The 23903-nt window shown below is 70.6% G+C and carries 22 protein-coding genes and 1 pseudogene; 13 read left to right on the top strand and 10 right to left on the bottom strand.

Translation table 11 applies throughout. The features are described 5' to 3' along the window. Window positions 1–349: 349 nt before the first annotated feature. The 6 genes from ACFQU4_RS13195 to ACFQU4_RS13170 are packed head-to-tail and all read left to right on the top strand — an operon-like array spanning window position 350 to window position 5767. Entirely contained in the window at window positions 350–1141 is a 792-nt protein-coding gene (locus tag ACFQU4_RS13195; RefSeq protein WP_377492335.1) for a sensor histidine kinase, read from the top strand. Beyond that, window positions 1120–1875: a response regulator gene (locus tag ACFQU4_RS13190; RefSeq protein WP_377492332.1), complete on the top strand. Its 756-nt coding sequence runs from the start codon at window positions 1120–1122 to the stop codon at window positions 1873–1875. The genes ACFQU4_RS13195 and ACFQU4_RS13190 overlap by 22 nt, the downstream gene beginning before the upstream one ends. A 37-nt stretch (window positions 1876–1912) precedes the next feature. Further along, window positions 1913–2251 (top strand): TcmI family type II polyketide cyclase, encoded by a 339-nt coding sequence (locus tag ACFQU4_RS13185; RefSeq protein ID WP_377492329.1) that lies wholly within the window; start codon window positions 1913–1915, stop codon window positions 2249–2251. Further along, on the top strand, window positions 2248–3912 hold the full coding sequence (locus ACFQU4_RS13180; RefSeq protein WP_377492326.1) for an acetyl-CoA carboxylase carboxyltransferase subunit alpha: 1665 nt from the start codon (window positions 2248–2250) through the stop codon (window positions 3910–3912). The genes ACFQU4_RS13185 and ACFQU4_RS13180 overlap by 4 nt, the downstream gene beginning before the upstream one ends. Further along, a complete protein-coding gene (gene accB / locus ACFQU4_RS13175; RefSeq protein ID WP_377492323.1) occupies window positions 3909–4388 on the top strand; it encodes an acetyl-CoA carboxylase biotin carboxyl carrier protein in 480 nt (159 codons plus the stop codon). The genes ACFQU4_RS13180 and accB overlap by 4 nt, the downstream gene beginning before the upstream one ends. After that, window positions 4385–5767, top strand: a complete 1383-nt coding sequence (locus ACFQU4_RS13170; RefSeq protein ID WP_377492320.1) for an acetyl/propionyl/methylcrotonyl-CoA carboxylase subunit alpha — start codon at window positions 4385–4387, stop codon at window positions 5765–5767. The genes accB and ACFQU4_RS13170 overlap by 4 nt, the downstream gene beginning before the upstream one ends. 24 nt (window positions 5768–5791) lie before the next feature. On the opposite strand, the gene ACFQU4_RS13165 is transcribed toward ACFQU4_RS13170, so the two are convergent. From ACFQU4_RS13165 to ACFQU4_RS13155, 3 genes are all read right to left on the bottom strand, one after another. Next, window positions 5792–6241 carry a DoxX family protein gene (locus tag ACFQU4_RS13165; RefSeq protein WP_377492317.1) on the bottom strand — a complete coding sequence of 150 codons (450 nt, stop codon included), beginning with the start codon at window positions 6239–6241 and terminating at the stop codon, window positions 5792–5794. A 219-nt stretch (window positions 6242–6460) separates the two neighbouring features. Further along, window positions 6461–8242 carry an ABC transporter ATP-binding protein gene (locus ACFQU4_RS13160; RefSeq protein ID WP_377492314.1) on the bottom strand — a complete coding sequence of 594 codons (1782 nt, stop codon included), beginning with the start codon at window positions 8240–8242 and terminating at the stop codon, window positions 6461–6463. Continuing rightward, entirely contained in the window at window positions 8239–10134 is a 1896-nt protein-coding gene (locus ACFQU4_RS13155; RefSeq protein ID WP_377492311.1) for an ABC transporter ATP-binding protein, read from the bottom strand. The genes ACFQU4_RS13160 and ACFQU4_RS13155 overlap by 4 nt, the downstream gene beginning before the upstream one ends. A gap of 357 nt (window positions 10135–10491) precedes the next feature. Here ACFQU4_RS13155 and ACFQU4_RS13150 point away from each other — a divergent pair, with 357 nt between their 5' ends. Both ACFQU4_RS13150 and ACFQU4_RS13145 read left to right on the top strand, forming a co-directional pair. Next, complete coding sequence (locus ACFQU4_RS13150; protein WP_377492308.1) at window positions 10492–11574, top strand: helix-turn-helix domain-containing protein; 1083 nt, start codon at window positions 10492–10494, stop codon at window positions 11572–11574. A 2-nt stretch (window positions 11575–11576) separates the two neighbouring features. Then, window positions 11577–12410 (top strand): hypothetical protein, encoded by an 834-nt coding sequence (locus ACFQU4_RS13145; protein WP_377492305.1) that lies wholly within the window; start codon window positions 11577–11579, stop codon window positions 12408–12410. Window positions 12411–12438: 28 nt separating this feature from the next. Here the strand turns inward: ACFQU4_RS13145 and ACFQU4_RS13140 are convergent, their stop codons facing one another. Further along, window positions 12439–14658 carry an MMPL family transporter gene (locus ACFQU4_RS13140; RefSeq protein ID WP_377492302.1) on the bottom strand — a complete coding sequence of 740 codons (2220 nt, stop codon included), beginning with the start codon at window positions 14656–14658 and terminating at the stop codon, window positions 12439–12441. Between the two features lie 110 nt (window positions 14659–14768). Between ACFQU4_RS13140 and ACFQU4_RS13135 the strand changes: the two genes are divergently transcribed. Genes ACFQU4_RS13135 through ACFQU4_RS13125 form a run of 3 tightly spaced genes read left to right on the top strand, consistent with a single transcriptional unit; the run spans window position 14769 to window position 18043 of the window. Then, entirely contained in the window at window positions 14769–15494 is a 726-nt protein-coding gene (locus ACFQU4_RS13135) for a response regulator transcription factor (protein WP_377492299.1), read from the top strand. A 1-nt stretch (window position 15495) separates the two neighbouring features. Then, the gene (locus ACFQU4_RS13130) at window positions 15496–16980 is read left to right on the top strand and encodes a sensor histidine kinase (protein WP_377492295.1); all 1485 of its coding nucleotides are present in this window, start codon (window positions 15496–15498) and stop codon (window positions 16978–16980) included. 25 nt (window positions 16981–17005) lie between these two features. Continuing rightward, window positions 17006–18043 carry a glycoside hydrolase family 43 protein gene (locus ACFQU4_RS13125; protein WP_377492292.1) on the top strand — a complete coding sequence of 346 codons (1038 nt, stop codon included), beginning with the start codon at window positions 17006–17008 and terminating at the stop codon, window positions 18041–18043. 4 nt (window positions 18044–18047) lie between these two features. Here the strand turns inward: ACFQU4_RS13125 and ACFQU4_RS13120 are convergent, their stop codons facing one another. Then, entirely contained in the window at window positions 18048–18875 is an 828-nt protein-coding gene (locus tag ACFQU4_RS13120; RefSeq protein ID WP_377492289.1) for a GNAT family N-acetyltransferase, read from the bottom strand. Continuing rightward, entirely contained in the window at window positions 18865–20151 is a 1287-nt protein-coding gene (locus ACFQU4_RS13115; RefSeq protein ID WP_377492286.1) for an MFS transporter, read from the bottom strand. The genes ACFQU4_RS13120 and ACFQU4_RS13115 overlap by 11 nt, the downstream gene beginning before the upstream one ends. Before the next feature lie 102 nt (window positions 20152–20253). Between ACFQU4_RS13115 and ACFQU4_RS13110 the strand changes: the two genes are divergently transcribed. Continuing rightward, window positions 20254–20859 (top strand): CGNR zinc finger domain-containing protein, encoded by a 606-nt coding sequence (locus ACFQU4_RS13110; RefSeq protein WP_377492283.1) that lies wholly within the window; start codon window positions 20254–20256, stop codon window positions 20857–20859. A 7-nt stretch (window positions 20860–20866) separates the two neighbouring features. On the opposite strand, the gene ACFQU4_RS13105 is transcribed toward ACFQU4_RS13110, so the two are convergent. From ACFQU4_RS13105 to ACFQU4_RS13095, 3 genes are all read right to left on the bottom strand, one after another. Further along, entirely contained in the window at window positions 20867–21736 is an 870-nt protein-coding gene (locus tag ACFQU4_RS13105; protein WP_377492280.1) for an A/G-specific adenine glycosylase, read from the bottom strand. A gap of 167 nt (window positions 21737–21903) precedes the next feature. Next, a complete protein-coding gene (locus tag ACFQU4_RS13100) occupies window positions 21904–22932 on the bottom strand; it encodes a Gfo/Idh/MocA family protein (protein ID WP_377492277.1) in 1029 nt (342 codons plus the stop codon). A 56-nt stretch (window positions 22933–22988) separates the two neighbouring features. Continuing rightward, on the bottom strand, window positions 22989–23432 hold the full coding sequence (locus ACFQU4_RS13095; protein WP_377492274.1) for a hypothetical protein: 444 nt from the start codon (window positions 23430–23432) through the stop codon (window positions 22989–22991). Here ACFQU4_RS13095 and ACFQU4_RS13090 point away from each other — a divergent pair. Continuing rightward, complete coding sequence (locus ACFQU4_RS13090) at window positions 23416–23775, top strand: hypothetical protein (protein WP_377492271.1); 360 nt, start codon at window positions 23416–23418, stop codon at window positions 23773–23775. The two genes, ACFQU4_RS13095 and ACFQU4_RS13090, sit on opposite strands and share 17 nt — an antisense overlap. Here ACFQU4_RS13090 and ACFQU4_RS13085 read toward each other — a convergent pair. Beyond that, window positions 23772–23903 (bottom strand): annotated as a pseudogene (locus ACFQU4_RS13085) (IS481 family transposase); the annotation flags it as partial. The gene ACFQU4_RS13090 and the pseudogene ACFQU4_RS13085 sit on opposite strands and share 4 nt — an antisense overlap.

The raw sequence follows: 23903 nt of genomic DNA, 5'->3' as shown, positions 1-23903 counted from the left end.
TCGACTGCACCGGCGTCGGTTACCGTGGAGTCCTACCAGCGCCGATTCCGGGGGATCGTTCTGCGCTCACCCGCCTGGTGTGGTCGGAAGAATTCGAATTCTGCGGGGATTTCGAGGGTTGCGAACTGCGCGATCCGATTCGGGCGTCTTCGCGAATTTCTCGCGTCCGGATCTACGAATATCCGTGATGATCAGAGCGCAGTGAATCCCTTGCGTGCAAGGGATCTCGAATTGCTTCGAAGTTCAACAGTTATGCCGGATATGCGTCTTGTCGACTGTGGGAAAGAATTCGTACGACTGTAACGAACGTTATCTTTGGACAACCTTGTGACACTTCACTGCGAAGATTATGGTCTTCGCAAGGGAGGTGATCGGGTTGAGGTTCGGTAACTGTGAGGGAGTCCGAAGTTCAGCGGGGAACGTCATCCAACCGGATGCGGGGATTGTCAACGGGACAGAGCGGATCGGCGACGCCGTCGGTCGGGAACGGAGGCGCATCGCGCGCGAACTGCACGACGTGATCGGCCATCGGCTGGTGGTGATCATGATGACGGCCCGGCGGATGGAGGTCGATCGGGACGACGGGGCGACGCACGCCCGCTCGATCGAGGAGACGTCGCGGGACGCGATGGGTGAACTGCGCCGGATCCTGGGATTGCTCCGGCGTACGTCCACGGTGGGGCTGGACCGGGAGATCGTTACCGGCACCAGCGACGCGGTGGCCGAGATCGTGGAGCTGTTCACCCGGGTGAACCCGGGCGGCGGCCTGCATTTCGAGAACGCGGAGCTGGAACGGACGCTGCCGGCCGGAGTCCGGCATACGACGGTCCGGGTGGTCCAGGAGGGCCTGACCAACGCACTCAAGTACGGCACCGGCTCGGTGGACGTGACGGTGTCGTTCGGCGTTCAGGTCCGGATCACCATGATCAACGAGGTGGCGGCGCATCGTCAGGTCGCCGCCGGTGACCGGGTGGACGGCGGGCTGCGCGGCCTGGAGGAACGCGTGGCCGAACAGGGCGGATCGTTCGGCTACGGCAGCAGGGATGACCGGCGCTTCTTCATCGAGGCGATCCTGCCGGCCGGCCCGGAGGACCTTTCGGCACTGCGGGGGGAGAGGTCGTGGATGAGATCAAGATCCTGATCGTCGACGATCAGCCGCTGGTCCGGCACGGTGTCGGATCGGTGATCGCCGACGAGCCGGGAATGATCATGGTGGGCGAGGCGGGGAACGGGATCGAAGCGATCCGGGACGTCCGCCGGCACCATCCGGACGTCGTCCTGATGGACATCAACATGCCGCGGATGGACGGGCTGGAAGCGACTCGGCAGCTGTGCGCCGACGGCCGGCCCGGTCCGAAGGTGATCATCCTGACCATGTACGACCAGGACGAGCACGTGTTCGAGGCGTTGCGGGCCGGCGCCAGCGGCTTCCTGCTCAAGGAGTCGACCGGCACCCAGCTGGTCGAGGCGGTCCGGGCCGTCGCGTCCGGCGACGCGTTGCTGTCACCGACCGTGACCCGGATGTTGATCAGGGAGTTCGTCCGCCGGCCCGCGCTCGGGCCGACCACCGACGGCACCGGCCTGGCCGCGCTGACCGGCCGCGAGTACGACGTGTTCCTGCTGCTGGTGCAGGGCTACAACAACGCCGAGATCGCGCAGCACCTGGTGCTCGGCGAGAGCACGATCAAGTCGCACGTGCAGCACCTGTACCAGAAGCTCGGGGTACGGGACCGGGTGCAGGTCGTGATCTACGCGTACGAGAACGGCATCTCGTCCGGATCTCCGCCTCCGGGAGTGGAGGACCGACCGCGGGGGGAGATCAAAGTTCCCATTCCGGGCGGGCGACAGCGGCCGGACGGGTTTCTAGTGTCGTGAGTCAGAGGTGCGATTCCTAACAGGGAGAGGGATTCCAGTGACGACAAGGATGCTGATCGTGGCCCGGATCAGGCCGGGTGCCGCCGGCGACGTCGCGCGGCTGTTCGGCGCTTCGGACCGGACCGAGTTGCCGCGCGCGCTCGGGGTGGTCCGGCGCGACCTGTACGAGTACCAGGGGTTGTACTTCCACCAGGTCGAGTTCGCCGGCGACCCGGCCGCGGCGATGGCCGAGGCCCGCGGGCGGGACGACTTCCGCGAGCTGAGCTCGGACCTCGATGCGTTCATCGCGCCGTACGACCCGGCGACCTGGCGCAGCCCGGCCGACGCGATGGCCTCCGGCTTCTACAGCTGGACTCCGGAAGGAGGCCCGCGATGACCCTGTCACCACCGGTGGACACCGCGGCCGGCGCCTGGGTGCGCTGCCCGCGCTGTTCGGTGACCCTGTACGAGCCGCGGCTGCGCCGGGACCAGCAGGTCTGCCCGGATTGCGGCCACCACCACCGGATCGGTGCCGGGGAACGGATCGACCAGCTGGTCGACCCCGGTTCCTGGGTGCCGGCCGATGATCAACCGCGGAGCGCGGATCCGCTCGGGTTCAGCGACACGCTGCCGTACCCGGAACGGGTGCAGCGGGCCCGGCGCCGGTCCGGGCTGGACGAGGCGGCGGTGCACGGCACGGCGACGATCGGCGGCCGGCCGGTGGTTCTGGCCGCGATGGACTTCGGGTTTCTCGGCGGCAGCATGGGCTCGGCGGTCGGCGAGGTGATCACCCGCGGTGCCGAGGATGCGATGGACCGCGGCTGGCCGTACCTGATCTTGGTCTCGTCCGGCGGGGCCCGGATGCAGGAGGGGTGCTTGTCGCTGATGCAGCTGGCGAAGACGGCGCAGGCGATGGCGGAGGCACGGCGGCGCGGCATCCTGACCATCGGGGTGCTGGCCGATCCGACCTACGGCGGGGTGACCGCGTCGTTCGCGACGCTGGCCGACGTGCTGATCGCCGAACCGGGCGCCATGATCGGCTTCGCCGGGCCGCGGGTGATCGAGAACGCCACCCGGGAACGGCTGCCGGAGGGCTTCCAGACCGCCGAATACCTGCACGGTGCCGGGATGATCGACCGGGTGGAGCCGCGGAAGAGCCTGCGCTCGACGCTGACCCGCTTGTTGATCTTGGACGCCGGCCGGTCCGCGGGGGACGACCGGAGCGCCGCGCTCCATGATCGACTCGACACCGCGGAGGTACGGCAGCGGCCGGCCGCCGACGTGCTCAAGCTGGCCCGGCAGATCCAGCGGCCGGTCACCTCCGACTATCTGGAGGCGATCTGCGACGACTTCGTCGAGCTGCATGGCGACCGGACCCACGGCGACGACCCGGCGGTGGTCGGCGGGCTGGCCTCGATCGGCGGCCGGACCGTGATGGTGCTCGGCCACGAGAAGGGCCACGACACGGCGACCCTGGTGCTGCGCAACTTCGGGATGCCGCAGCCGGAGGGCTATCGCAAGGCGCTCCGGCTGCTCCGGCTGGCCGAACGGCTCGACGTACCGGTGATCACCTTCGTCGACACCCAGGGCGCCGCCCCCGGCGTCGCGGCCGAGGAACGCGGCCAGGCCTGGGCGATCGCGGAGTGCATCGCCGGGATGGCCGAGCTGACCGTCCCGGTGATCAGCGTGATCACCGGCGAGGGCGGCAGCGGTGGCGCGCTCGCGCTGGCCGTCGGCAACCGGGTCCTGATGCTGGAGAACGCCTGCTACTCGGTGATCAGCCCGGAGAGCTGCTCGACCATCCTGTACGGGCACGCCGGCGAGGCGGCCCGGCTGGCCGAGACGATGAAGATCACCGCGCCGGAGTTGATCAAGCTCGGCGTGGTCGACGCGGTCGTACCGGAACCCGACGGCGGCGCGCACACGGCGCCGGACGAGACCACCGCGACCGTCCGCTCGATGATCATGGCCGAGCTGGACGCGGTGGCCGGCTGGTCGGGCGAGAAGTGCCGGCAGCAGCGCTTCGACCGGTTCCGCGCACTGGGGGTGACCGCATGAACGCCGAGTCAGACGACAGCACGCTGCGGCTGCTCCGGGAAGAGGTGAGCAGCCTGGTCAAGACCGTGCCGGGCCCGGTGTCGCGGGTCTCGGTCCGGTCCGGCGAGTGTTCGCTCGAGGTGACCTGGGCCGAGCCGGCGATGGTGCTGCCGGACGGCGCGGCCGCCCCGGCGCCGCGGGCCGTTCCGCAGGGCCCGGCAGCCGAGCCGGAGCAGATCGCCGAGATCGAGGGGGAGGTGATCCCGGCGCCGCTGGTCGGCACCTTCTACGTGGCTCCGGAGCCGGGCGCGAACCCGTTCGTCCGGCCGGGCGACCGGGTCGAGGCCGGGCAGACGATCGGCATCATCGAGGCGATGAAGCTGATGAACCCGGTCGCCGCGGACCGGTCCGGCGAGGTGGTCGAGGTGCTGGTCGCCGACGCCGCGCCGGTCGAGTTCGGCGAACCGCTGGTCCGGATCCGGGAGGCGGTCTCATGATCACCAAGCCGATCCGGTCGGTGCTTATCGCCAACCGCGGCGAGATCGCGCTGCGGATCGCCCGGACCTGTCGCGAGCTCGGCATCCGTACAGTTGCCGTCTGTTCCAGCGCGGATCTGGACAGCGCTGTCGCCCGCTACGCCGATGAGACCGCCCACATCGGGCCGCCCGCGGCGAAGCGCAGCTACCTCTATCTGCCGAGCCTGATCGAGACCGCGCTGCGGCACGGCGTCGACGCGATCCATCCCGGCTACGGCTTCCTGTCCGAGGACCCGGACTTCGCCCGGATCTGCGCCGAGAACGGGATCGTGTTCGTCGGCCCGCCGCCCGCGGTGATGGAAGAGCTCGGCGACAAGGCCCGGACCAGGGTCGCGATGCGCGAGGCCGGGCTGCCGGTGCTGCCGGGCAGCGACGGGGCCGTGCCGACCCAGGCCGACGCGGTCGCGATCGCCGCCGGGATCGGCTATCCGGTGGTGCTGAAGGCGGCGGCGGGTGGCGGCGGTCGGGGCATCCAGGTGGTGCACACGGCGGCCGAGCTGCCGGAGTCGTACCGCCGCACGGTCGCGCTGGCCCGGCAGATCTTCGGCAACGGCGACGTCTACCTGGAACGCTTCCTGCCCGCCGCCCGGCACGTCGAGGTCCAGCTGCTGGCCGACGGCCACGGCACCGCGGTGTCGTTGGGGGAGCGGGACTGCAGTCTGCAGCGGCGGCACCAGAAGCTGGTCGAGGAGGCCCCGTCGCCGGGACTGTCCGACGAACTGCGGGCCGACCTGGGCCGGTATGCGGTGGCCGGCGCGAAGGCGATCGGGTACGTCGGCGCCGGCACCATGGAGTTCCTGGTCGACCCGGACGGCCGGGCGACGTTCATGGAGATCAACGGCCGGATCCAGGTCGAGCACCCGGTCACCGAGATGCTGACCGGCCTCGACCTGATCGCCGAGCAACTCCGCGTCGCCGGCGGCGAACGGCTGGGCTACGAGCAGGACGACGTTCGGCCGCGTGGGGCGGCGATCGAGTGCCGGATCAACGCTGAGGACCCGGACCGCGGCTTCGCGCCGACCCCGGGCCGGCTGACCGAGCTGCGGCAGCCGGGCGGACCGGGGGTGCGGATCGACTCGGGCTTCGTCCAGGGCGACACGGTGTCGCCGCACTACGACTCGTTGATCGCGAAGCTGATCGTCTGGGCGCCGACCCGGGAGCAGGCGATTGCCCGCGCCGATCGGGCTCTGGCCGAGTATGTCGTCGAGGGTCCCGGGGTCCGGACCACCATCCCGCTGCTGCGCCGGCTGATCACCGACCCGGACTTCGCTGCCGCCCGGCACACCACCAGATTCGTCGACGGCCTGCTCACCGCTGATCGCGGCGAACAGGCCGCCTGAGTCCGAAGATCATCGCGTACGGTCTCAGGCCGCACCAGCAGACACGCCGGTACGGGTGCCGATCGTCCGAACTCGTCTCGGCGTGGTCGCCCGCAACCCGGCGAACCGGACGACGGCGACGAAGGCGGACAGCAGGCCGGCGACCCCGGCCTGGACCGCGGTGACCGGATGGCCCAGCGCGATCTCCACCCCGGTCGCGCCGATCATGGTCAGCACCAGGCCGGCTGCGGCGATCGGGGTCAGCACCGGGGCGATCCGGGTCAGCGCGGGCAGGATCAGCCCGGCCGCGCCGAACAGTTCCGCGAACCCGGCGGTCTTGAGCAGGATCACCGGGATCCCCATCGAGGCGGCCTCCAGCACCTCCCACGCCATCAGGGCCTTGCTGCCGCCGACGAACACGAAGAACGCCGCGAGCAGGGCGGACACGATCCACACCGCGATCTTCGTACCGGGCTTGGTGGCGAATTCCTTCATGATCAAATCTCCTCGTTCGGGGTGAAAGGGTCTCCTTGCCCTCACCACGAACGGGCCCGGTCGGATCGGACACCGCCGGCCGGATCTCGTGATCCGGCAGGTCGCGATTCCCCTTCCGAACCGACGACCCCGGGCTCCGTCGACTCGGCACAACCGCAGCGACACGCCGTCCAAACGCCTGCTTTTGTGCCCAGTCAGCGGGGGTTGGGGGAGGAGGGGTCAGCGGTAGCCGCGGGCTTGGAGTTCGTACAGCTCCGCGTACCGACCGCCCGCGGCGATCAGGTCCTCGTGGGTGCCGGTCTCGACGACCCGGCCCTGGTCGAGCACGACGACCAGGTCGGCGGCCGCGACGGTGGAGAAGCGGTGGGTGACCAGCAGAGTGATCGCGCCGTGGCCGGCGGCGGTGCGGGCGGCGGCCGCGTAGCGCTCGAACAGGGCGTGCTCGGTGGCGGCGTCGAGGGCCGCGGTCGGTTCGTCGAGGATCAGCAGCAGCGGGGCCGGGCGGATCATGCCGCGGGCGATGGCGATCCGCTGCCACTGGCCACCGGAGAGGTCGACGCCGGCCGGCCAGGTGGTGCCGAGCTGGGTGCCGAGTCCCTGCGGCAGGGCGGCGATGACGTCCTCGGCGGCCGCGTCGTGCAGGGCCCGGCGGACTCGGTCCTCCCGGTCCAGTGCCGGGAGGTCGCCGACGCCGATCGCGTGCTGCGCGGTGAACTCGAACCGGGCGTAGTCCTGGAACGCTCCGGACAGCCGGGTCCGCCAGGAGGCCGGGTCGAGGTCGGCGAGGTCCTGGTTGTCGATCATGATCCGGCCGCCGGTCGGCCGGTGCAGCCCGCTGATCAACTTCACCAGGCTGGACTTGCCGGCGCCGTTCTCGCCGACCAGGGCGATCACCGTTCCGGCCGGCAGGTCGAGATCGATGCCGGTCAGCACCGGCCGGTCGGCGTCGCCGTAGCCGAAGCTCAGGTTCTCGATCCGGAGGCCGTGCTCGATCCGAGCCGGCGGTACGGTCCGGGCCGGCTGCTCCGCCGTGACCCGGTCGGTGTAGTCGATCAGCCAGACCAGCCGGGCGCAGTTCCGGCCGATCCTGCTGAAGTTGCGGATCGCCTCGACGAAGGACGAGCTCACGCCGTGCAGGGAGCCGAGCACCCCGACGGCGACCACCAGGGCCTGCACGGAAACCGTTCCGGCCAAGGCATCCCGGGTCATCCAGGCCAGAATCAGCGCGGCCACGGCGTAGAAGACGAGCAGGTGCCCGGCGTCCAGCACACTGGTCCGGTCGCCGGCCCGGACCAGTGGGGTACGCCAGCCGAGGACCGCGGCCCGGAGCCGGCGGCGCAGCGGCTGCTGCTGGCCGAAGACCCGGGTCTCCGCACCGGCCGCGGGCGAACCGGTCAGGTCGAGCAGATGGCGGGACAGCCGGCTCGCGGCGGCGCCGGCCTCTTCGGCGTCCCGCTCCCAGCGGACGGTCCAGCGGGCGCTGAGCATCCGGACCCCGCCGATCGCGATCAAGATCAACAGCCGCCAGTCCGCCGTGGCCGCCACGATCAGCACGGCGACCGAGAACGCCAGGATGTTGATCGTGTGGACCAGCAGGCTGAAGGCTCCGCCGAGCACGCCCTCGCCGTCCTTCAGGAGCTGCAGTCGATCTTGGAAGCGGGCGGACTCCAGGTGGTCCAGGGTCGGCAGCCGCGCGGTGCGGTGGGCGATCTCGGCGTCCAGGGTGTGCCCGACGAGTTCGTGCTGCTTCACCTGCGCGTTCACGCCGAGGGCCGAGAACGCGTTCGTGACGGCGGTCGAACCGACCAGGGCGGCGGCCGCGCCGGCCATCCGGCCGAGGTCGCGGTCGACGGCCCCGGCGGCGAAGATCCCGATGAACAGCGGCGCCAGCGCGGCCAGCACCTTGCCGACCGTCTCGACCAGGCACAGCAGTGACTGCCAGGGGCTGACCCGGACCGCCGTCCGCAGCACGATGCCGATCCCGCGCAGGGCCGGGCTCATCGGGCCTCCTCGCCGGAGTCGTCGCGGGCGAAGCGCCGCGCCTGCAGCCGGAACATGGCCGCGTACCGGCCGCCGCGGTCCATCAGTTCCTGATGCGTCCCGTCCTCGACGATTCCCTGATCATCGTCCGCGGCGTCGGCCAGCACGACGATCCGGTCGGCGTGCCGGACGCTGGACAGCCGGTGGCTGACCAGGATCGTGGTGACGCCGCGGGTCACCTCGAGGAACCGGTCGAACAGTTCCGCCTCGGCCCGCACGTCCAGCGCTGCGGTCGGCTCGTCCAAGATCAACACGCCGGCACCGTCGGCCACCGCGGCCAGCGCCCGGGCCAGCGCGACCCGCTGCCACTGGCCGCCGGACAGGTCGGTGCCGCCGTCGTACGCCGCCGACAGCACGGTGTCCCAACCATGATCGAGACGGTTCAGCAGACCGGCGCCGCCGGCATCGGCGAGGGCCCGCTCCAGTACCTCGTGATCATGATCGCCGGCGTCGAGCCGGACGTTGTCCCGCAAGGGCAGGTGGTAGCGGACGAAGTCCTGGAAGATCACCGCCACCCGGCTCCGGGCGGTCTCGTCGACCGCCGGGTCGGCGCCGTCCACCCGGACCGTGCCCTGGTCCGGCTGGTAGAGCCCGCAGAGCAGTTTGATCATGGTCGACTTGCCGGCGCCGTTGCTGCCGACCACGGCGATCGACTGCCCGGCCGGCACGTCCAGGCTGACCCCGTCCAGGGCGAGGGTCCTCCGACTCGGATAGCCGAAGCTGACGCCGTCCAGTCGGACCGCGGCCGGGCCACGATCGGGACCAGCCGGGCGGGCCGTACCGGGAAGCGTGCGGACCGCGGGCAGTCCCAGTTCCCGGCGCAGCTCGGCGAGGGCGTTCAGCGTCGAGGTGTTCCGGGTCAGGGCGGAGCTCGGGTTCCCGAGCTGGCCGAACATCTGCAGCCGCAGCACTGCCTGGGCCAGCGTCACCGCGCCGCCCAGCGTCACCGCCCCGGCGACGACGTCCACCCCGATCATGATCAACGCGCCGCCGGTCGTCGCGGCCACGGCCAGGCAGGCGCCCAGCACCGGCCCGAGGCCGCGCTGCCGGGACTGCCACAGTCCCGTCATGGCCTCGGTCCAGGTCGACCGGTACGTCTCGCCGAGCCAGTCCGCCAGGCCGAACAGCCGGATCTCCTTCGCCGCCTCGGTTCCGAGCATCAGGCCGCGCAGATAGCCGGCCCGCCGGCGCTGGTCACCCGTGGTCTGCAGCAGCCGGTCGAACGCCAGGCCGATCCAGCCCATGAACACGTACGACAGCAGGACGAAGGTGGCGGCGACCAGGAGCGGCACCCACCAGCGCCAGGGCAGCAGCAGGACCAGGGCGCCGACCGCGGCCAGCCGCGAGGTCAGCACCGACCAGGTCGAGTCGATCCCCATCAGGAACGACCAGTCCTTCGTGGCGTCGGCGATGGCGCGGAGCCGGCCCGCGGGACCCGGGCTGTCCAGGTGCCCGATCCCGCGCGGCCCGACGCCGGCCTCGGCCAGGAGATCGAAGACGTACGCGAGGTAGGCCGCCGAGCAGCGCGCCGCCGTCACCGCCTTCAGCGACTGCACCGCCGGGCCGAGCAGCAGCAGGGCGGCGATCGCGACCAGGGAGCTCCAGACCTGATCAACCTCCGACGCCGGGGCGCCGGGCCGGACGGCCGCCGCGACCGCGCCGGCGAACCGGCCGATCATGATCATCAACAGGGTCCGGACGACAGCGTCGAGCAGGACCAGCAGCGTGCTCAGCGCGGTCCACCCGCGGGAGGCCCGCCAGAGCACCTGCGCGTGCCGGAGATAGCGGACCGGACTGTCGGCAAGCCGGCGGCGAACCTCGCCGCCGGCCGTGGCCGTGTCATCCGCTGACACAACGAACCTCCTGGTCAGCTAGGAGTCTCCTGGCCGAGCCGGGTCATTGTGCGCAGCTTCCGAGCCGGTCCGGTAGCCCGATTTCACGGGCCGATAAACCGGAGGCGGCGCGGGGTGGGACTGCGATAAGCTTGAGCTAACAGGAAATCAGACGCCGGTGCTCACCGGCACTCGCGGCTCCGGATCCGGAGCCGTTTCTCATTCCGAGGCGAAGGTGGCGACGTCCAGGCCGCCGCCGCCGACCATCGAGGCGAACGAGAAGACCAAGATCAGCGCCGCCCCAGGCGACCAACGAGGCTCCAGTCGTCGAGGAGCAGGTTGATGTGAGACGTTTCTTGAAATAGCCTGTTTCTCGCCATGGGAAACACGCCACTTCGAGAATCAATGGTAGGTGAGGCGCTCGCTCGACTCGCCGCGCTGCTGCCTACATCCTGGCGCATCGACTACAACCAGGAGTCTGGCGACTCGAAAGCAGACGGACTCGTCGAACTCGTAGGACCGGCTCCTGCACGGCTCTCGTTTCTGGTCGAAGCGAAGCGGTCCGGCGCACTCTCCAGCTCGGTGCTCGTTCGCGCGCTCCGAGATCTTCAACGCTCGAACGGCGGTGTTCCGATCCTGTTCGTTTCCGACTACATCGGGCCTGCACTGCGGGACACACTGGCCGCTGAAGACTTCAGCTTTGCCGACTCGACCGGCTGGATTCGGGTCGCCTCAATCAAGCCCCTCGTGCTTCTCACCGGACAAGGTGCAGCTCGATCGCCGCGTTCACCCGTCAAGTCCGCAGCGGTGACCAGGCTCAACGGACTTGCAGCAAGTCGAATCATTCGCAGTCTGGCGATGACCGAGTTGCCCGTCCGAGTCCGAGCCCTCGCCGGCATCGCCGGTGTGTCGCCGGGCTCGGTGTCCAAGCTTCTGGCCACCTTGGCCGCGGAGGGCATCGTCGACCGAGGTAAGGACGGCGGCGTCGTCGCCGTCCGGCGCCGCGGTCTGATACGTCGGTGGGTGGCGGACTACGCCTTCGCCAGGACCAATCATTCGGTCCGGTATCTCATCGCGGCGAGGGGATTGGACCGGGCGATGGCCCGTCTCGGTGATCTGACCGGCGTTGCCCTCACCGGATCAGCCGCTGCGCGTCGACTGCTTCCGGAGTCAGTGACATCCGTTGTCCCCCTCCGCCTCCTTGCCCTCTACTCGGCGGACCCGGTACAGGTCGCCGCCCCTCTCGGCTTGATCGATGCGGAACCTGCGACCGCGAATGTGATCATCGCGCGGCCGCAGGACTCGGACATCCTCATGCCCGCCGGTGACCCCGGGACGCTCGTGACAGCTCCGCTTCCGTTGGTCGTCGCGGACCTGATGACGTTGCCCGGCCGTTCCGATGCGGAGGCGCAGCAGCTCATGAACGCGCTAGCGGCAACGGACCCGCTGTGGAAGGAATGATCATGGATGAACCTGCACCCGAGTACGTGGCTGCACGCAAAGTGCTGCTCCACGCTCTCTCAGCTCTGGACAGCCACCTGTCCAGTCTCGTTCTGGTGGGTGCCCAGGCGGTCTACCACCACACCGGAGCGACGGACCTGAACGTCCCGCTGATGACGACGGATGCTGATCTTGCTGTCGACACACGTCAGCTTGCCGACGCGCCGGAGATCGGTTCGCAGTTGCGGGCGGCGGGTTTCAGGCCGGGTGCGAATCCCGGCCACTGGGTGGCGCTGAGCGACGTCGCGATCGACCTCATGGTTGTGCCGCACCAGGCGGGCACCGACAGGCGCTCCGCGCGGGCGGCCCGGATCGCACCGCACGAGAAGGCCACTGCACGGATTGCGCACGGCCTCGAACCAGCCTTGATCGACAACGAGATGGTGACCCTTGTGTCCCTCGACCAGAGCGATCCCAGGACGAGCGACCTGCGCGTCGCCGGGCCGGCCGCACTGCTGACGGCAAAGATGATCAAGATCGGCGAGCGTCTCGAGCAAGCGGCCAATCAGCGCGATCGGGTGAAGGAAAAGGATGCACTGGACGTGTTCAGGCTTCTCCAGGCGATTGACGTCAGCGAGTTCGTCGTCGGATTCCAGCGGCACCGGGAGGACGAGCACGCCTCGGCCGCCACCGCCGAGGCGCTCAGCGTCCTGCGGGTGCAGGCCGCTGCGCCGGGAAGCCCGATACCCCAGATCGCCGCATCGGCCGCGCAGGGCGACCCCGCGGTTCCGCCGGCCTTCGCGGCTCTCGTGAGCGAATTGATCACGGCGCTACCGCCGTGGGGTGCGAGTCACTGACCTGTGAGAAGTCTGCCCGGCAAGGACATCAGACGCCGCTGCTCACCGGTACCCGCGGCTCCGGATCCGGGGCACCGTTCCCCTTCAGCACAGCCTCGTTCCGGACCGGGGACGGGTCGACCCGCAGGATCCGGGCCAGCCAGGCCGGCAGCCACCAGTTCCAGCGGCCCATCATGGCGACGGTGGCGGGCACCAGCAGGGATCTGATCAAGGTCGCGTCCAGGATGATGCCGAGGGCAACGCCGGAGGCGAAGACGGCGACATCCAGTTCGCCGCCGCCGGCCATCGAGGCGAACGAGAAGAACAAGATCAACGCCGCGCAGGTGACCAGCCGGCCGGTCCGGCCGATGCCCTGGACGATGGCCTCCTCGGTCGAGCCGGTGCGGTCGTACTCCTCCCGCATCCGGGCGATGATGAAGACCTCGTAGTCCATCGAGAGCCCATACAGGAAGGCGAAGATGGTCACCGGGATGAAGGTGCCGACGGTCCCGTTCGGCTGGATGCCGAGCAGTGCCTCGGTGCCCCAGCCCCACTGCCAGAAGATCACCATCGCGCCCAGCACCGCACCGAGCGAGAGCAGGTTCAGCGCGATCGCCTTCAGCGGCAGCAGGACCGAACGGAAGGCCCGGGCCAGCATCACGAAGGTGATCAAGGCGATCAGCGCCAGCATCCACGGGAAGGCGGCATAGGTCGCGTCGACGTAGTCCAGTTGCTGGGTCACGTTGCCGCCGACCAGGACCCCGTCCGGCACCGCGTCGATCACCCGCTGGATGGTCTCCCGGCCGGCCGGTGAGCCGCCCTCGTCGACCGGCAGTACGGTCAGCAGGGCCGAGCCGTCGGCCGCCCGCCAGTCGGACCCCTGGGGCGTGACGACGGTGTAGATCCCTGGCAGGGGACGGATTCCGTCGGCCACCGCGACCGGGTCGGTGCCCGGCGGGAGGTACACGTCGAAGGAGGTCAGCGGCCCGGAGGGGACGCCGGTGTTCTGCAGCGCGACCAGGCCGTCGTGGCCGGGACCGGACCGGGACAGGCCGCCGGTGACCGGAACGTTGAGGTTGATCCCGAGCGCGACCACGGTCAGCGCGCCGAGCGCGGCGACGGAGCCAATCGCCACGATCCAGCGGTGCCGGACCACACCCCGGGCCCAGGCGGTCCAGAACCGGCCCGCGCGCTCGTACCCGGTGGGCCGTATCGGCTTCCCGGCCGCGGCCCGGCGGTCCAGCCGCCGCCCGGTCCAGGACAAGATCAACGGCAGGACGGTGAGCGACACCACGGCACTGGTCGCGGTGACCAGCATGCCGCCGACGCCGAGGCTGCGCATGATCGGGATCGGCAGCACGATCATGGCCAGCAGCCCGATCGCCACCGCGACACTGGAGAAGACGATGGCGTGCCCGGCGGTTGCCATGGCGCGGTGGACGGCCTCGTCGCCGACCCGGCCCGCGGCCCGTTCCTCGCGCCACCGGGTGACCAAGATCAACGCGTAGTCGATCGCGATGCCCAGGCCGAGCAGCGGGATCATCGTGGTCGTCGTCTCGTGCACCTCGGTGATCAAGCTGGCCACCAGCAGGCCGATGAACGACACCGGCAGCGTGATCAACGCGGTGAGCAGCGGCACCACGGCCATCGCGGAGCGGAACACCCAGGCCAGCACGACGATCGCCGCGGCAATGGTGATCAACAACTTCACCCCGACGTTCAGCCCGCCGGTGTCCTCGCCGGTCGCCAGCGGGTCGAGCCCGGTGACGAACAGCGTGGTGCCCGGCGGCAGCACCGGCCGCATCGCCGCGTCGATGGTGAGGTTCAGCGTGCTGCCCTCGCCGAGGGCGCTGCCGGGGATCCCGCCCTGCTCGACCGGCCCGCCGAAGATCAGGCCGAAGGTGGTCCGGCCGTCGTCGCCGACGAACCGGGCGTCACCGGTGTCGGCGTAGGAGACGACCCGGCCCCCGGTCGCCCGGTCGGCCGCGGCGAACGCCGCCGCGAGCACCTCCCGGCCCTCCGGACTGTCGGCGGTGATGCCCTCCGGCAGCGTGATCACGGGGACGTACGGGCGTTCGTACCCGCCGGTCCCGTAGGTCTGCAGGATCTGCCGGTTGGCCTCGTAGCCGGGCAGCCCGGGGTACTCGTTCTTCTCGGACACGTTCGCCAGGACGAGGGCGAGTGCGCCGCCGCCGAGGGCGACGGCGATGACGGTGAGCAGCGTGATCAACCGACCACGGGCGAGGACGAAGCGCGACAAGGTTTCCACGACACCAGACCACCAAACCGATCTTCGATCGGCGTGCGATCGGTCTGAGAGGTTGCTGTCACAGAGTTCTCTATGAACTCTCCGCCGGTGGACTTGTCAGACTGGACCCCGTGAGCGGATCAACAACACGAGTCCTCGTGGTCGACGACGAGCAGTATCTGGCTGACTTGATCGCGACCGCGCTGCGGTACGAGGGGTTCGAGACGTCCGTCGCGGGGACGGGCCGGGAGGCGATCGAACAGGTGTCCACGTTCGATCCGGACCTGATCGTGCTCGACGTCATGCTGCCGGACGGCTCCGGCCTGGACACCTGCCGGACCCTGCGGGCCAACGGCCAGAACGCACCGGTGGTCTTCCTCACCGCGCGGGACGCGACCGAGGACAAGATCGCCGGCCTCACCGTCGGAGGCGACGACTACGTCACCAAGCCGTTCAGCCTGGACGAGCTGATGCTGCGGGTCCAGGCGGTGCTGCGCCGGTCCAAGCCGGACACGGGCAGCAGCCGGATCGGCTTCGCGGATCTGGAGATCAACGACGACGCGCACGAGGTGCGGCGGCACGGTGAGCCGATCGAGCTGACCCCGACCGAGTTCAAGCTGCTCCGCTACCTGGTCGCGCACGCCGGGAAGGTGCTGTCGAAGCGGCAGATCCTGGACCATGTCTGGGAGTACGACTTCGCCGGCAACGACGGCGTGGTGCAGACCTACATCTCGTACCTGCGCCGCAAGATCGACGCCTACGACCCGCCGCTGATCCACACCATCCCCTGGATCGGCTACATCGTCCGGCTTCCGGAGGGGGACAGTTCGGTCCGCCGGCGCGGCGCCGGGGGCTGACATGTCGCTGCGCACCCGCCTGGTGCTGACCGTGCTCGGCCTGCTCGTCCTCGGCTGCGGAGTCGCGCTCGGCGCCACCGCCGGCGCGCTGCAGGACTGGCAGACCGACCGCAACGACGACGTGCTCACCGCGGTCGGCCGGCAGCTCAGCACCGAGCTGGTCGCCCGGCCGGAGCCCCGGCTGCGGCTGCGCGACGGTGCCGAGGACGACGTCTGGCGGACCTGGTCGACGCTGGCCTCCCAGGACGGCGAGCTGCCGTCGTTCTTCCAGCTGCGGTCCGCGGACGGCATGGTGATCCAGACCGTCGTGTACGGGTCGGCGCCGGACCTGCCCGAGCCGCTGCCGAAGGCGTACTGGCCGGTCGAACCGACGGCCGAGAATCCCGACGGCGAGGCGTTCAACGAGGCCGAGACGGCGCTCGCCGAGGGCAACGGCGACCCGGGCTGGCTGCTCCGGTCCAGCCGGGTCGGCGACGGCGGCGAGCAGCTGATCGTCGGGATGCGGACCCAGGCATCCGACGAGTTGATGCGCCGGGTGGCCAGCGCCGCGACCGTGTCCGGCGTGGTCGCCCTGATCGCGGTCGCGCTGCTCTCGGTGACCGTGGTCCGGCGCGGCCTCCGCCCGCTGAACGACATCGCCGAGGTGGCCCGCGAGATCGGTTCCGGCGACCTGACCCGGCGGGTGCCGCCGGCCCGGCCGAGCACCGAGATCGGCCGGCTGTCGTCGGCGCTGAACGCGATGCTCGGCCAGATCGAACGCGCCTTCGCCGAACGGGCCGCCTCGGAGCAGCAGCTGCGCCGGTTCGTCGCGGACGCGTCGCACGAGCTGCGGACACCCATCGCGACGATCCGCGGTCACGCCGAACTGTTCCGCCGCGGCGCCGCGGCCCGGCCGGACGACCTGGCCAAGATCCTGCGCCGGATCGAGTCCGAGGCACACCGGATGGGCCTGCTGGTGGACGAACTGCTGCTGCTGGCCCGGCTGGACCAGGGCCGGCCGCTGGAAAGGGAGCCGGTCGACCTGACCGATCTGGCCTCGGACGCGGTCGCCGACGCCGTCGTCACCGATCCCGGGCGGAGCATCCGGCTGGACGCGCCGGACGCCGGGGCGGGCGAGGACCCGGTGGTGGTGCAGGGCGATCCGCACCGGCTCCGCCAGGTGCTCGGCAACCTGCTCTCCAACGTCATCCAGCACACCCCGCCGGACACGCCGTCGGTGGTCCGGGTCCGCCGCGACGGCGGCGACGCGGTGATCGAGGTCTCGGACAGCGGGCCGGGCCTGCCCGAGGAGGAACGCGAGCACATCTTCGAGCGGTTCTACCGGACCGAGGAGTCGCGGGTACGCCATCACGGCGGCGCCGGGCTCGGCCTCTCGATCGTCGCCGCGGTCACCCAGGCGCACGGCGGCTCCGTGACCGCTGAGACCAACGCCGACGGCGGCGCCACCTTCCGGGTCCGGCTGCCCGCGACGGAACCGCAACCCTGACCGCACCGAGGAGTCGTGATCACGCATGTCACCGTCCGGGCGCACCTTCAGTTCCGCCGCCGACTATCCCCTGCGGCTGCCGGAGATGCCGCTCCATGACCCGTACGTCGTGGTGGACGAGAAGACCGAGCACTACCACCTGTACACGTCGAACGTCTCGTCGCTGACCGGCGAGACGGTCACCGGCACGATGGTCTACCGCAGTCGCAACCTCCGCGACTGGACCCGGCCGGTCGTCGTGTTCCGGACCGAACCGGGCAGGTGGGCGACCGACGGAGCGTGGGCCCCGGAGGTGCACGCGTACCGCGGCCGTTACTACCTGTTCACCACGCTGCACAACGAGGACAAGCCGATCCCGGTGCCGCCCCCGGATGCGTACGGCCTGCCGGTGCAGCTGGCGAACTACCAGCGCGGGACGATCATCGCCGTCGCCGACAGCCTGTCCGGCCCGTTCGTGCCGCTCCAGGACCGCCCGGCCGGCCCGGAGAACTTCATGCACCTGGACGGGACGCTGCACGTCGACCCGGACGGCCGGCCCTGGATGGTGTACGCCCACGAATGGCTGCAGAAGATCGACGGCACGATCGAAGCCGTACCGCTCGAGGAGGATCTCAGCCGGGCCGCCGGCGACCCGATCCATCTCTTCAAGGGCTCCGACGCGACCTGGCTCGGTGAGGAGCTTCCGGAGCCCTCGACGGCCCAGTTCGCCCCGTACGTCACCGACGGGCCGCAGCTCTACCGGGCTCCGAACGGCGCGTTGATCATGCTCTGGTCCACCTATGAGAAGAACACCAACCGCAAGCAGGTCAGCGGCGGCTACGTGCAGACCTATGCCGTGTCGGAATCGGGCCGGCTGGCCGGTCCCTGGACCCAGCACCCGCCGCTCGTCCGTCAGGACAGCGGGCACGGAATGATCTTCACCACCCTCGGCCGGGACAGCCGCCCGTTGTTGATCTTGCACCGGCCCTTCAACAACGCTCGCGGCAAGCTCTACGAGATCGACTTCGTCGGCTCGGAGTTGCGGCTCGGCCGGCAACGGACCGACCTCGACGGCGGCGGGTGACCCGTCAGCGCCGGGGGTCGAAGGTGTAGCTGTGGAACGTGCAGTGATCATGGAAGCCGAGCCGGCGGTAGACCGGGTGGCCGGCCTTCGACGCGTTCAGGACCGCGGTCCGGTAGCCGAGCCCGGTGACGTCCCGGAGCGCGGCCGCGGTGACCGCCGACCCGATGCCCCGGCCGCGAACGTCGGGATGGGTCGAGACGAAGTAGACGCCGACGACGCCCGCCGCCGTGAAGAGTGAGGCGGTGCCCACCGGCCGGCCGTCGGACCGGGCGAGGTAGTGCCGCCAGGGTTCCGGACTCTCGTACCCGAGCCGGGCATACATGCGGCCGACCCAGGCCGCCTCGCGCGGTCCCTCGCCGAACCCGGCCCCGAGGGTACGGACCCAGGCATCAAGATCATTTCGGTCGGCCACCCGCCGGACCTCGACGCCGGCCGGCACCGGAGCATGATCGAACCGGCTCAGATCGAGAGCCATGCCCGGTTCGGCGCCGTCCGGGCTCAGCCCGTGGGACCGCAGCCGGTCGCCCAGGTCGGTCGGCCGCATGGACGGCCCGACGTGCCAGCTGCCCGGCACCCGATGCCGGCGGCAGGTGTTGATCATCTCCTCGATGACCGCGTCCACCTCGTCGGCCGGGAGCCGGGCCCGGGTGACGGCGTTGTGGTAGTCGATCGGCGAACCGCCGATGGTCCAGCGCACCGTCGGATCGGAGCGCTCCTCGGCGCCGCCGGCCCGGCCGAGGGCGAACAGGAACGCGTCCAGGTTGGCCTCGATGGCGGCCGAGGCGTCGTCCGTGCCGGCGGCGCGGGGCAGGATTTCATGATCATTCGGCATGGCTGGCGATCCTTCGCTGCGTTCGGACGGTGCGTTGGTTGACGGCGTGTTCGTCGGTACCGGAGTCGTACCGCCAGAGTTCGCGGAACCCGACGGCGACCGCGGCGACCCCGACCACGCAGAGGATCCCGCCGCTGACGATGGCGGTACGGACCGTGCTCAGGTCGGCCATGATCCCGGACCGCAGCTGCCCGCCGACCGGGCCGACCGTGAAGGAGATCATCTCGATCCCGGCCAGCCGGCCGCGCAGGGCGTCGGGGACGGTCTGGTTCCAGATCACGGACCGGAAGAGTCCGCTGATCGTGTCCAACCCGCCGGCCAGGACGAGGAAGAGGAGGGTGATCCACACGTTCGGGGCCAGCCCGGCCAGCGCGATCGCGGCGCCCCAGCCGATCGCGGCCAGCGCGACGGCCCGGCCGTGCCGTCGGACCCGGCGGGTCCAACCGCTGGTCAGCGTCGTGATCAACGAGCCGACCGCACCGGCCGCGTAGAGCAGGCCGAGCAGGTCGGGCCGGTTCACGACCTGCAGGGCGAACGCCGGGAACAGGACGATCGGCATTGCCAGCACCATGGCGACCAGGTCGACCAGGTAGGTCCCCACCAGGTCCCGGCGCTGCCTGACGTACCGCAGACCGGCGCCGATCGCCGCCAGGTGCCCGGTGGCCGGCCCACCCGTCGGCGGATGCCGCCGGAGCCCGAGCAGGCACACGGTGGCCGCGCCGAGCCCGATCGCCTCGATCGCGTACGCCGCCGGCAATCCGGCACCGGCGATGACCAGCCCGGCCGCGGCCGGCCCGACCAGCATGCCGAGCTGCAGGCCGAACGACGACAGCGCCACCGCCGCGGGGATGTCCTCATGATCGACAACCCGGGGGAGCAGTGCGTCCCGGCTCGGCCGTTGCAGTGCCGACAGGACGGCGGTCAGTCCGGCCACCGCGTACAGCAGCCACGCCTGCGGGGCGTCCAAGAGTGCGTTGATCAAGAGGATCATCGCGAGCAGCACCTGCCCGGCGCCGGTGACCAGCTGAACGGTGCGCCGGTCCAGTCGGTCCGACAGCGAGCCGCCGTACAGGCCGAACACGATGAACGGGACCAGTTCGACCGCGCCTATGATCCCGACGGCAAGGCTCGACCCGGTGAGCTGGAACAGCTGGTACGGCACCGCGACGAAGCCGAACATCAGGCCCAGCGCGAACACGGTGCCCGACCCGAACAGGATCCTGAAGTCGCGCGACGCGCGCAGCGGCGTGAGGTCGATCCTGAAGCGAACCGACAACGACCCCACCGCCTTCAGATCGGCCGGCGCCGCGGCGAAGATCCGGAATTCTCACGGGTAATCATCGAGTCACCCGTTGAATGGGACGATAACATGATTCTCATGCCTGAACTAGCGATCACCCGTGAGGTCGGAAGGGACCGGGGATTCCTGGCCCGGGCCGGCGAGCGCTGCCTGGACCTGGTGAACACGGTCGCCTGGCGGTTGGATCCGAGCCGGCGCCAGGACCGCCTGCCCGATGATGCGGCGGCGCTGGCCTGGGCGACGGCGTTCGGGGTGTGCACCGAGGAGGAGGCTGCGCTGCTCGCCGCGCAGTCGACCGGCGCGTTGTCAGCGGAACTGCGGAGCACCCGGGAACACGTCCATGCGGCGGTGATCGACGGTGACCCGGAGGGGGCCAACGCCCTGCTCGAGCTGGACCGGGACTGGTGGGGGCGCGTGGAACTCGAACGCGCCGACGGGTCCTGGCGAACCCGGGAACGCTTTGTTGATCATCGTTCGGTGGCGCTGCGCCTCGGCCACGAGGCGGTCCGGATCCTCCTCGAGGAGCCGGCCCCGGTCAAGCAGTGTGCCGACGAGGCCTGCGGCTGGATCTACCTCGACACCTCACCGCGCCGCAACCGCCGCTGGTGTTCGGCCGAGGACTGCGGAGCCAAGAACCGTTCCCGGGACCACTACCGGCGGACCCGGCGCTCACCCCGGTCCTGAACGTCCGCTAGCTCGGCAGTGCGTAACCGAACGAGCCCTCGGTGATCAGGCCGTCGGTGATCAAACCGGCCAGCGCCCGCCGATATTGATCTTGGTCCGGCCAGGCCGTCGCCAGCTCCTCGGCCGGTACGGGATCGTCCCGCTCCCGGAGTACGGCGAGGACGGCGCCCCGGCACTGCCGGTCGGTGCCGGTGTAGGTCTGGCCACGGCGAGGCGGTCCCGCCCAGGCCGGGTAGCCGGCGGCCCGCCAGGCGCACCGGGACCGGACCGGGCAGACATCGCAGCGCGGCGACCGGGCCGTGCAGACGACGGCGCCGAGTTCCATCGACGCGGCCGCCCAGCGGGCCGCGCGGGGTGCCGGCCGGGGCAGGAACGTCTCGGCCAGTGCGCGTTCGGCGGCGCTGAGCGAGGTGGCCGGGTATTGCAGGCCGGCGCCGATCCGGGTGATCACCCGGCGCACGTTGGTGTCCAGCACCAGGTGCCGCTGGCCGAAGCCGAAGCTGGCGACCGCGGCGGCGGTGTAGTCGCCGACGCCGGGCAGGGCGCGCAGCGCGGCCAGGTCGGCCGGCACCTCGCCGTCGTGATCATGGTCGATCGCCACCGCGGCCCGGTGCAGCCGCAGTGCCCGCCGCGGATAGCCCAGCCGGCCCCAGGCCCGGACCGCCTCGCCGGACGGCTCGGCCGCCAGGGCCGCCGGCACCGGCCACCGGTCGACCCAGCGCTGCCACGGCTCCAGCACCCGCGCCACCGGGGTCTGCTGCAGCATGAACTCGCTGATCATGATCTGCCACGGGGTGGTGCCGGGCCGGCGCCAGGGCAGGTCGCGGGCCTCGCTGCCGTACCAGCGCAGCACCGCCGACACCACCGCCGTCGTCACAAGTGGAGTGCCGTCCGGATACGTCAACGACTGGCGACGCCCAGGCACGCGCCTCGCGGCGTTCTCCTCAGTCGACATATGACCCGATATGCCTTCCTCGTCGGCCTGGCGATGCACGCACCTGGACGCCGCCAGTCGTCAACGTATCCGGACGGCACCCCACTGGATCAGACCTGTTCGACCTGGCCCGACACGGCCGACCGGGCCGCGGCCTCCATCAGGGCGAGGGTGCCGAGGTTGCGCCGGCCGGAGGTCTCGGGCTCCTCGCCGCTCTCGATCGCCTCGACCAGCGCGGTCAGGGAACCGGCCCGGCCGAGCCGGTCCAGCTTGATCAACTCGGCGTCCTCCGCCGTCTCCGCGCCGCGCTGGCGAAGCCGTACGACCTCGTGCGGGGCGTCGTCGTCGCCCGAACGGCCGGTCCAGAAGATCTCGCCCTGCTCGCACTCCAGATGCCAGTCGCCGCTCCAGGTGGTCGGCTCGCCCGGGCTGACCCAGCTGCCCCGGTAGCTGACCACGGTGTCGTCGTCGAACGTCACCGTGACGGTCGCCGCGGCCTCCTCGACGAACCGGCTCCACGGCGGGTCGGTGACCTGGGTGAACACCGACTTCGCCTCCCGGCCGAGGATGAACCGCATCAGGTCGAAGTGGTGGATCGCCATGTCGAAGAGCAGCGGGTGGTGCAGCCGGTAGTGCTTGTGGGTGCCGGGCTCCTTGTCGTTCGCCCACTTCCGGAAGTCGACCCGGACGGCGCCGAGCCGGCCGAGCGCCTGCTCCGCGACCAGCTTGGCGGCGGTCCGGGCGGCCGGCTGGAAGCGGTAGTTCTGGCTGACCAGCAGGATCCGGCCGGTCTCCTCGGAGACGGCGATCGCCTCCCGGGCGTCGTCGAGGCTGGCCGCGAACGGCTTCTCGGTGATCACGTGCTTGCCGGCCCGCATCGCCTCGATGGCCAGCGGGGCATGTCCGTCGACCGGCGTCGTGATCAACACCGCGTCCGCCTCGCGGGCCTCGATCGCCTCGGCCAGCGAGCCGAAGCAGTCCTCCGCCGGCACCTTGAGCCGCTCCTGGGCGCGAGCCAGCATGGCCGGTTCGGGGTCGACGCAGGCGACCCGCTCCACCTCGGGCACCTGGGGGAACCGGCGCCGTTCCCAGTCCTGGCCGAAGCCGCCGAGGCCAACATGGATCAGTCGAATAGTCACCGGACCAGTCTTTCGTGTGCCGTCGGAGTGCAGACCCGGACCCCCGTCCGGCGTGCCTAGCCCCAGCCGGGGACAGTCATCCCTACCCTCAGTGGCATGAGCGGCGTGCTGCGGCCGGTAGGGCCCGAGCCGGCGCGTACGTATTGGATACGGCGGGCACTGGTGATCGGGACCGTGGTCGCGCTCGTCCTGATCGTGGTGCTGGCGGTCCAGACGCTCACCCGGCCGGAGCCGACGAGCGCCGTACCGCCGGCCGACAGTCCGACTCCCTCGGCCACCCCGAAGCCCAGCTCGACCCCGAAGCCGAGCGAGACCCCGAAGTCGAGCGGGACGCCCTCCTCGACCCCGTCCGGGTCGGCCACCCCGAAGCCGCCGACCAGTCCCGGCCCGACGCCGAGCAGCAGCACCAGCAGCAGCGGCAGTCCGTCCCCGACGCCGACCAAGCCGCCGGAGGTGGTGGCCTGTGAGCCGGACGATCTCCGGGTGACCTTGATCGGCAAGCGCACGGTACGGGTCCAGCGGGACTCCACGTACGACCTATCGGTGATCAACGGCGGGGCTGCCCCGTGCAAGATCACGATCGACCCGGCCTCGTTCGAGTTCACGATCACCTCAGGTACGGACCCGATCTGGACCAGTGATCATTGCGTGAGCTCGCTGAAGCCGGTCACCAAGACGCTGGACAGCCAGGAATCCCTGCCCTGGAAGATGACCTGGGACGGCGAGCGCTCCCGCGAGGACTGCAAGATCAGCTCCGAAACGCCGCGCCCGGGGATCTACTGGGCCACCGCGACGGTCGAAGGCGTCGAGCCGGTCCGCTGGCGGATGACCGTCACCGACTAGATGTGATGTCCAGGCAGGTTGTTGAGTCTGGTGATGGGTGTGGTGCCGGTGGCGGAGTGGGTTCGGTGGTGATTGTAGAAGTGGAGCCAGCCGGGTAGGGCGGTGCGGCGTTCGGCTTCGGAGGTGTA

It is taken from the genome of Microlunatus sp. GCM10028923 (genome assembly GCF_042666975.1).
Lineage (GTDB): Bacteria > Actinomycetota > Actinomycetes > Propionibacteriales > Propionibacteriaceae > Microlunatus.
Note: the sequence above shows the minus strand (reverse complement) of the source record. Positions and strands in the feature narration are given on the sequence as shown.

What these genes read in the sequence shown, in the direction of transcription:
- ACFQU4_RS13195 (WP_377492335.1), top strand. Translation starts at nt 350, where the DNA reads ATGGTCTTCGCAAGGGAGGTGATCGGGTTGAGGTTCGGTAACTGTGAG.
- ACFQU4_RS13180 (WP_377492326.1), top strand. Translation starts at nt 2,248, where the DNA reads ATGACCCTGTCACCACCGGTGGACACCGCGGCCGGCGCCTGGGTGCGC.
- accB (WP_377492323.1), top strand. Translation starts at nt 3,909, where the DNA reads ATGAACGCCGAGTCAGACGACAGCACGCTGCGGCTGCTCCGGGAAGAG.
- ACFQU4_RS13170 (WP_377492320.1), top strand. Translation starts at nt 4,385, where the DNA reads ATGATCACCAAGCCGATCCGGTCGGTGCTTATCGCCAACCGCGGCGAG.
- ACFQU4_RS13165 (WP_377492317.1), bottom strand. Translation starts at nt 6,241, where the DNA reads ATGAAGGAATTCGCCACCAAGCCCGGTACGAAGATCGCGGTGTGGATC.
- ACFQU4_RS13160 (WP_377492314.1), bottom strand. Translation starts at nt 8,242, where the DNA reads ATGAGCCCGGCCCTGCGCGGGATCGGCATCGTGCTGCGGACGGCGGTC.
- ACFQU4_RS13150 (WP_377492308.1), top strand. Translation starts at nt 10,492, where the DNA reads ATGGGAAACACGCCACTTCGAGAATCAATGGTAGGTGAGGCGCTCGCT.
- ACFQU4_RS13145 (WP_377492305.1), top strand. Translation starts at nt 11,577, where the DNA reads ATGGATGAACCTGCACCCGAGTACGTGGCTGCACGCAAAGTGCTGCTC.
- ACFQU4_RS13130 (WP_377492295.1), top strand. Translation starts at nt 15,496, where the DNA reads ATGTCGCTGCGCACCCGCCTGGTGCTGACCGTGCTCGGCCTGCTCGTC.
- ACFQU4_RS13125 (WP_377492292.1), top strand. Translation starts at nt 17,006, where the DNA reads ATGTCACCGTCCGGGCGCACCTTCAGTTCCGCCGCCGACTATCCCCTG.
- ACFQU4_RS13120 (WP_377492289.1), bottom strand. Translation starts at nt 18,875, where the DNA reads ATGCCGAATGATCATGAAATCCTGCCCCGCGCCGCCGGCACGGACGAC.
- ACFQU4_RS13110 (WP_377492283.1), top strand. Translation starts at nt 20,254, where the DNA reads ATGCCTGAACTAGCGATCACCCGTGAGGTCGGAAGGGACCGGGGATTC.